At 37.4% G+C, this 7,091-nt stretch carries 7 protein-coding genes; 4 read left to right on the top strand and 3 right to left on the bottom strand.

Going from position 1 to position 7,091, the window contains the following annotated elements:
- Positions 1–242: 242 nt before the first annotated feature.
- Both metK and trxA read left to right on the top strand, forming a co-directional pair.
- On the top strand, positions 243–1,400 hold the full coding sequence (metK, locus tag ABDH28_02065; GenBank protein ID MEN2997812.1) for a methionine adenosyltransferase: 1,158 nt from the start codon (positions 243–245) through the stop codon (positions 1,398–1,400).
- Between the two features lie 43 nt (positions 1,401–1,443).
- Positions 1,444–1,755 (top strand): thioredoxin, encoded by a 312-nt coding sequence (trxA, locus tag ABDH28_02060; protein MEN2997811.1) that lies wholly within the window; start codon positions 1,444–1,446, stop codon positions 1,753–1,755.
- 14 nt (positions 1,756–1,769) lie between these two features.
- On the opposite strand, the gene ABDH28_02055 is transcribed toward trxA, so the two are convergent.
- Complete coding sequence (locus tag ABDH28_02055; GenBank protein MEN2997810.1) at positions 1,770–2,819, bottom strand: histone deacetylase; 1,050 nt, start codon at positions 2,817–2,819, stop codon at positions 1,770–1,772.
- A gap of 309 nt (positions 2,820–3,128) precedes the next feature.
- On the opposite strand from ABDH28_02055, the gene ABDH28_02050 reads away from it, so the two are divergent.
- A complete protein-coding gene (locus ABDH28_02050) occupies positions 3,129–3,716 on the top strand; it encodes a hypothetical protein (protein MEN2997809.1) in 588 nt (195 codons plus the stop codon).
- A 3-nt stretch (positions 3,717–3,719) separates the two neighbouring features.
- Positions 3,720–5,345 (top strand): HAMP domain-containing sensor histidine kinase, encoded by a 1,626-nt coding sequence (locus ABDH28_02045; protein MEN2997808.1) that lies wholly within the window; start codon positions 3,720–3,722, stop codon positions 5,343–5,345.
- Between the two features lie 10 nt (positions 5,346–5,355).
- Here ABDH28_02045 and ABDH28_02040 read toward each other — a convergent pair whose 3' ends face one another.
- Positions 5,356–6,798: a hypothetical protein gene (locus ABDH28_02040; GenBank protein ID MEN2997807.1), complete on the bottom strand. Its 1,443-nt coding sequence runs from the start codon at positions 6,796–6,798 to the stop codon at positions 5,356–5,358.
- A 44-nt stretch (positions 6,799–6,842) separates the two neighbouring features.
- On the bottom strand, positions 6,843–7,091 hold a 249-nt coding region (locus tag ABDH28_02035; protein MEN2997806.1), incomplete at its 5' end, for a hypothetical protein.

Here is a 7,091-nt window from a genome sequence, read left to right as displayed (position 1 = left end):
TCTTAAAAGCACCCAAGAAGCTTGGTATGGAGGAAATTCTGTGACTAACAAACTGTCCAGAAGCAAAGAGGCAAGTAAACAAAAAGTTGAATCTCATCTGCTCACTTGATGGAAATTGGAATTTATTGAAAGTTATCTAATGAGATCTAGGGTTGTAATAGTTACAAGTGTTGATTGCTCTTGAGGAAGTTTTTTTGAATTAAACTTAAGTTATTGATTAAAATATTACCTAGGAGATGGGAATGAGGAGAAAGGGAGTTTACCTTTTTACATCTGAGTCTGTTACGGAGGGACATCCTGATAAGATAGCTGATCAGATATCAGATATGGTGCTAGATGAACTTATAGCAGGTGATCCTACTGCTAGAGTTGCGTGTGAGACGGTTGTTACCACGGGTTTAGTTTTTGTAACTGGTGAGATAACGGCAAATGTTCACAAATTTGATCTTGATGAGAAAGTTAGAGAGAAGATAAGAGAAATTGGGTATAATGACAGTGCTATGGGTTTTGATTACAAAAGTGTAGGGATAATTTCTAGTCTGAAAAAGCAGTCTCCTGACATTGCTATGGGAGTTGATACAGGTGGGGCTGGTGATCAGGGTATGATGTTCGGTTACGCAACTGATGAAACTCCGAATTTCATGCCTCTTACTATTGATCTAGCACATAAGCTTGCTAGGCAACTAGCTACAGCTAGGAAGAGTGGGGAATTGCCGTTTCTAAGACCTGATGGTAAAACACAGGTTACTGTTGAGTATGAGGACGGAATACCAGTTAGAGTGAGAAATGTGGTTATTGCTGCACAACATTCTGAGGAAGTTTCTCAGGAGGAGCTTAGAGAACTGATAATAGAAAAGATTATAAAGAAGGTTATTCCTGCAAGTTACCTTGATGAGGAAACTGAGTATTTTATAAATGCAACTGGTAAGTTTGTGATAGGTGGACCTCAGGGAGATTCAGGATTAACTGGCAGAAAAGTTATAGCTGATACCTATGGAGGCTGGGCTAGACACGGCGGTGGAGCTTTCTCTGGTAAAGACCCTACCAAAGTTGACAGAAGTGCTGCGTATATGATGAGATACATTGCAAAAAACATAGTTGCCTCAGGCCTTGCTAAAGAATGCGAAATCCAAGTAGCTTACGTGATCGGAGTTCCTGAGCCGGTATCACTGGTAGTCAATACCTTTGGCACTAGTAAAGTTCCTGAGGAAGAGATAGAGAAAACTATTTGGAAGCACTTTGAGTTAACACCTAGAAGCATCATTGATTACTTAAATCTAAGAAGGCCAATATACCAAAAAACGGCAGTATACGGCCATTTCGGTAGAGATCCAGAAAAGGAGCCAGAGTTTACGTGGGAGAGAACCGACAAAGTGACAGTTTTTAAAAGCTTACTTTAAGGAAACTTACTTTAGAAGGTTCGTTTTGTTTGGGAGGGGAGCTATGAGAGAGTTAAATGTAACATCGTTTGATGATACTGTTAACAGATCACCGCTCTGTATAGTTGATTTTTGGGCTGAGTGGTGTATACCTTGTAAGATAATTAGCCCAATCCTAGATGAACTCTCAGAGGAGTATAAAGGTAGGGTTGACTTTTTTAAAGTCAACGTTGACGATAACCCTGAGTTGGCTTCAAAGTTTAGAATAACAAGTATTCCCACAATACTGATATTCAGATATGGTGAACCTATTGACAAAATGGTAGGAGCTCTACCAAAGCAAAACATAAAACAGGTTTTAGACTCTTATCTATAATTTTGGTTTCATCCCTATAGAATGTTCCAGTAGTTGTTGATGTATTTGTTGAATTCTTCCAAAATTTCTTCACCAAGGTCCGAAAGCACAGGGGTTATCACTTCCCCATTCGTTGGTAGGGTCATTTCCTCTACTGTTGTGTAGACTGTGGATGGTAGAGTCTCAGTGTTATATCCACCTTCAAGCATGAAGACTACTTTTCCCTTTCCAGAAGACTTTAAAATAACATTTACTATATGTCTAAATCCCGTATCAGTTAAGGTCATTCCACCTAAAGGGTCCGAGAAATGTGCGTCAAATCCAGCGGAAACTAGCAAAATCTCCGGCTCAAATTTTTTGAGGATTTTCCCCACCAAATTCGTGTAAACATACGCAAAATCGTTGTCTCCAGTTCCCTCAGGTAAAGGTATGTTTACCGTAAATCCAATACCATCGCCCCTTCCTATTTGGTTGAAATAACCTGTGCCTGGATAGAATGGATATCTGTGCGTTGAGATGAATAAAACTTTATCTGAATCGTAGAAAATCTCCTGTGTGCCATTGCCATGGTGCACATCAAAATCTACAATCGCAACTCTGGTTAGGTTATACTCTTTCATCAAAACACCTGCAGTGATAGCAATGTTGTTGAATATACAAAACCCCATTGCTCTGTTACTACAAGCATGATGTCCTGGAGGCCTAGTTAGCGCAAATGCATTGTTCAGATTCCCTTCCATAACCTCAATTCCTGCCTTAACACACAGCGAAGCGGACAATATTGCACATTCAACACTGTTCTCACCAATAATAGTATCAGGATCTAAAAAAATCTCCTTTTTGATATCCTTATACCTCATTATTGAGTCAACATATTTTTTATCGTGCACCAGCTCTAGAGACTCTCTAGATATCATTTCGTTTGATATAAAGAAATTCACTCTGTCTCCAAGAAGATTAAGAAGTTTAATGTAGGTATTCCTTGTCCTTGCAGGTTGCTCAATGTGATAAGTGTTTTCTAAATGTCTCTCCAAAAAAGGGTTGTAAAAAACACCTGTTTTGTTAATTAGCGCTACATCTTGCATAAGTTTAGTGTAAAGTATCCTCTTGCTCTTTCTCAAGAAACTACCCAGAATCCCAATAAATTCCAATTTCCATTAGGCAGGTAAGCAAAATTCTAAACTTTTATTACTCACTATTTGGGTTTTGTTGGTTATATGAGACTTCACTTTATATCTAACTTCTTAGGTCTTATCAAAAAGAGTATTTACCTATGTTCCTATAGAGACCACGAGAAAAACAAAAACCATACCTAGTTGCTAAATTCTGGAATTTACCGATCTCTTCGGTCTCTAGTTGAACATTGAGTGAAAAATCAATTATACATTATCTCTGTGAATACAAAAGAACTTAAACTGTTGCTGACGTTAATAACGCTGATAATGTTCCCAGTTTTAGGAACTAGCTTTACGATATCTAAACCCAAGGTGCTTTATGATAGGAGTGCAAACGTAATCTTAGTGATGCTCTTCATTGAAAAACCTTCTCAGAAAAACCTCTCAGAGATGATCAGAAAAAACTTGGATGTATCAATGCTAGTGGAAGTAAAACTAATGAGGAAGGATTTTGGTATATTAAATATACAAACAGAAATAACTAATGTGATTCTAGAATATAAATTGTCGTATGATTTAGTTACAGAGAGGTATACTGTGCATAATCCTTACACCTTTAAATCCTACGAAAGCCTGGAGAGTCTTTTCGAGCTGTTTTACCCCCTTTTGGTTAAAATCGACCTCCACGAACTAAAGGGTAATCCTGACTTTGAAGAAATATACGAAACTACAGAGTTCTTTATATCATCTAGGGCTAAGATAATCTATATGAATGTAAAACCTCCTCTCAACATAATAGTGTCTCTGATAGGACTGGGAAACTACGAAAGTGAGGTTGCGGTATCGGATATGTTCAAGATAAAGTAGTGTATGAGAGTAAAGATTATACTTACTGCTCTCATAGTTTTCATATCGGCGATACTTTCGATTTTTCTCTCCGATTGGCTTCACAATATCTCTCTTAAAGCAATAAATAGAATGACAAGCTTTGTTATTTCATTTCTGATAGTTTCATCACTACTGGTCTCATTGCTTCTCGTAATAAAGGCCTTTAGGGAATTTTTCAAAAGGAAATTAGGCTCAAAGATAAGGTTCAGGCTTATAGTTTTATTTCTAGCACTAAGCCTGATCTCAACCTTACTACTTTCGTCAATATTTGTGTTGGTGATTGATGCGTTAAAAGTTACTATAGAGTCAAGGGAGGGAGAAAGAGTATCAGATATATCAAAATCAATGTTAAAAGAACTTTCTTGGTACTACAAAGAAGTTTTCAGTGACTTAGAATATTCTCTAAAAAAAGTCCCTCAGAAAAATGTCAAAGTTCTAACTGTTACAGCATACGAATACTCGGGTGACCAGATAGTTAGCAACATACTAGAACACATAAAAAGCTCTACCATGGATAGAGGGAGAAGCATAGTGGTTGTAGAGGATAAGGAGTACGCTTTTGCGTTTGAAAAAAGCAGTTATCTAAAGGTAGCATATGTCCAAATAGATCAGAGCAAATACAACCTCAAGAGGGGACTGTCTAAAATTCTTCAAATTTCAAGCAATAGTGAATTCTTGTTTTACGATATTCTTGAGAAATACCTTCCAGTCATTTTACTACTTCTGAACATTCCGTCGCTTTTTGTGTCTATATTGGTTGCTTATCTGTTCTCTGAGTATATCTCAAGGGGAATATCTAGGTTAAGTGAAGGTATAGCTGAAGTTTCAAAAGGCAATCTTGAATATACTATTTCTGAGAGAGGAGCAGTAGACGAGATAAAAGACTTGGTGAGAGAGTTTAACAGAATGACTCTCAAGCTTCTGGAGGCACAGTATAGAATAAGTAAGATTGAAAAGATGGAGCTTTGGAAAGATATTGCTAGGAAAGTGGCGCACGAAATAAAAAATCCCTTAACCCCAATAAAGCTTTCAATACAAAGGATTCTTGCAAACCCTGATGTGGAGGACTTTAAGGAAAGAGTTTTATCATCTCTTTCTTTGATAATTGAGGAGATAGATAGAATAAACAACTTGGTAACACAGCTATCTAATTTTGCAAAGATCCCTCCTCCTATGCCTACAAATTTTAAGTTTACAGATTTAATGAAAGACATAAGAGAGTTGTTCTCGGGTCAAGGAGTAGAAATAGAGTGCTTCGTAAACGGTGAAGATTCAATGTATGCAGATTTTGATCAGATGAAACAATGTCTTATGAACTTGATAAAAAATGGAATTGAAGCATCCCAAGGAATATCAAACAGGATAGTTGTTAGGTTCTTAAAAAACTCCGACACTGTGGTGATAAGTGTTAGAGATTTTGGTGTAGGGATTCCAGAAGAACTGAGGGATAAAATCCTAAATCCGTACATAACGACGAAGAAGACGGGAAGTGGGTTAGGGTTATCAATAGTTGAGACTATAGTGATAAATCACAAAGGGAAATTGTACTTTGAGTCTGAGGTAGGAAAAGGAAGTGAGTTTTTTATAGAGTTACCTTTAGAAGGTTAGGGAAGGGGAGTTAGAACTCAATCTCCTCAAGCTTTTCGCCAATATTCTTTGGTAGATTTGAATTCATCATACTGAGACTACTACTCGAGAGTTTATGAGAAAAGGAGTTTATAATGTTACCTTCTTCATCGTATATCTCAACATCAACATTCACTTCTACTCTACGAATCTTCTCTGAATGGAAGTCTATCTCCTTCTCTTGAGGTTCCGAAACTTTGACGAGGACTAGTACAGAATCTTTGGGTAGAAACTTCTTAACCTCATCGTAGCTATCAGAAGAGACTGAAGTAAAGGAAACTTTTGAAATCTTGTAGCCTTTTCTCATGACATAGCTAGCTAGAGCTGAGGAAAGTTTAGAGTTATGTGTATAGGAATTGTGTTTCTCATTTAGGACAATAATCACGGCATTTTTTGCTTTTGAGGCACTCATAAACCATGTTGCTTCAGATTTGACCAGTCTAGCTTTAATACTTAACTTACTTGCATCCCTTTTTGATTCTTGGCTTATTGTTGATAGAGGAGAGAAGTCAAGGTTAAGAAATGCCCTTATACAGAGCTTTTTGTCTTCAAACTTTACTACTCTTGAGACATCGCAAGAAACAAAGCCATCTTTATCGCTGGTGGCCGAAGGATTTATTTCAGCCCCTCCAGAAACCACTTTAAAACTTATGTTAGCATCCCTTACGGGGACTTTGTTACCTTCAAAGTTGTAAAACACCCTGAATTTTATGCTACCGCTTTCACCTACACCAACCTTTTTCCCATTACCCTCAACAATCTCAATGCTAATCCTAGAGAGTATATCCTCTATTTTTTTGATTATCTCGGGGTAAAGCATTTTTCTTTCCTCAACGTTTAAGGAGTTTCTTGCAGCAAAGGCATACGAAACAATGGCATTTACAAGTTTTCCTTCACTCACAAATCTATCGCCTTCTTCTATGAATTTATCAACAGACATTATGGTATCTTTGTATATTTGCTCAAGTCTTTGCCTCTCTTCAAGAATTTTAGATTCAGGATACTTCACTAAAAGGTAAACAGTGTAATTACCATCCTTTCCTTGAGTTGAGACTTCTTCCTCTGGAACTGGGATGTAAATTCTAGCTTTGCTTTTTACAACTATGTCCTGTTCTATCTTCTCCATTACTTCGGAGGATTTATCGTCAGAGATGTATAGAAACTCTTTTTTTGCTTCGCTGGTAATTTCGGCAAGAATAGTTTCAAGAAGACTAATCTTTATATTATCCATAGCTTCTTCTCTAGCTTTCACAATGTCTTTATTCATCCCCATTCCAACAAAATAAATGTATCCCCCCTTTTTAAAAACAGGAGTGGATATCCACTCAGGTAACTTCTTTTGAGTTTGTCCATAGGCTAATTTAGGATCAGAAAGAACAAAGTTAGTAAGGCAAGCCAGAAGGATAACACAGAGCATATTGAATAGATACTGCATGATATGCTCCTAATTCTGAAAGTAGGGGGGTATCCCCCCAGAAATTAGTCCTCTGCTTCGTATAGGGACTCTATAACCTTTTCCATCTTCTTTTTTGCGGACTCTGGTATGTTGGGTTGCTGTTGTTTTGTTTTTTCCCACGCACCTGTGACTATCTGCTTGAATACTCCCATATCCATCTGATACCTAGCTACATAGCTAAAGTATCTCTGAGTTGGTGTTCCGTCAACATATTCTTGAAGTTCGGCCCAGTATTCATCAGTTCTTGGTAAAGGTGGTATGACCACATTTTT

The organism is Brevinematia bacterium (assembly GCA_039630355.1).
Taxonomy (GTDB): Bacteria; Spirochaetota; Brevinematia; order DTOW01; family DTOW01; genus SKYB106.
The sequence above is the reverse complement of the archived record's forward strand: the minus strand, read 5'-3'. Positions and strand labels throughout refer to the sequence as shown.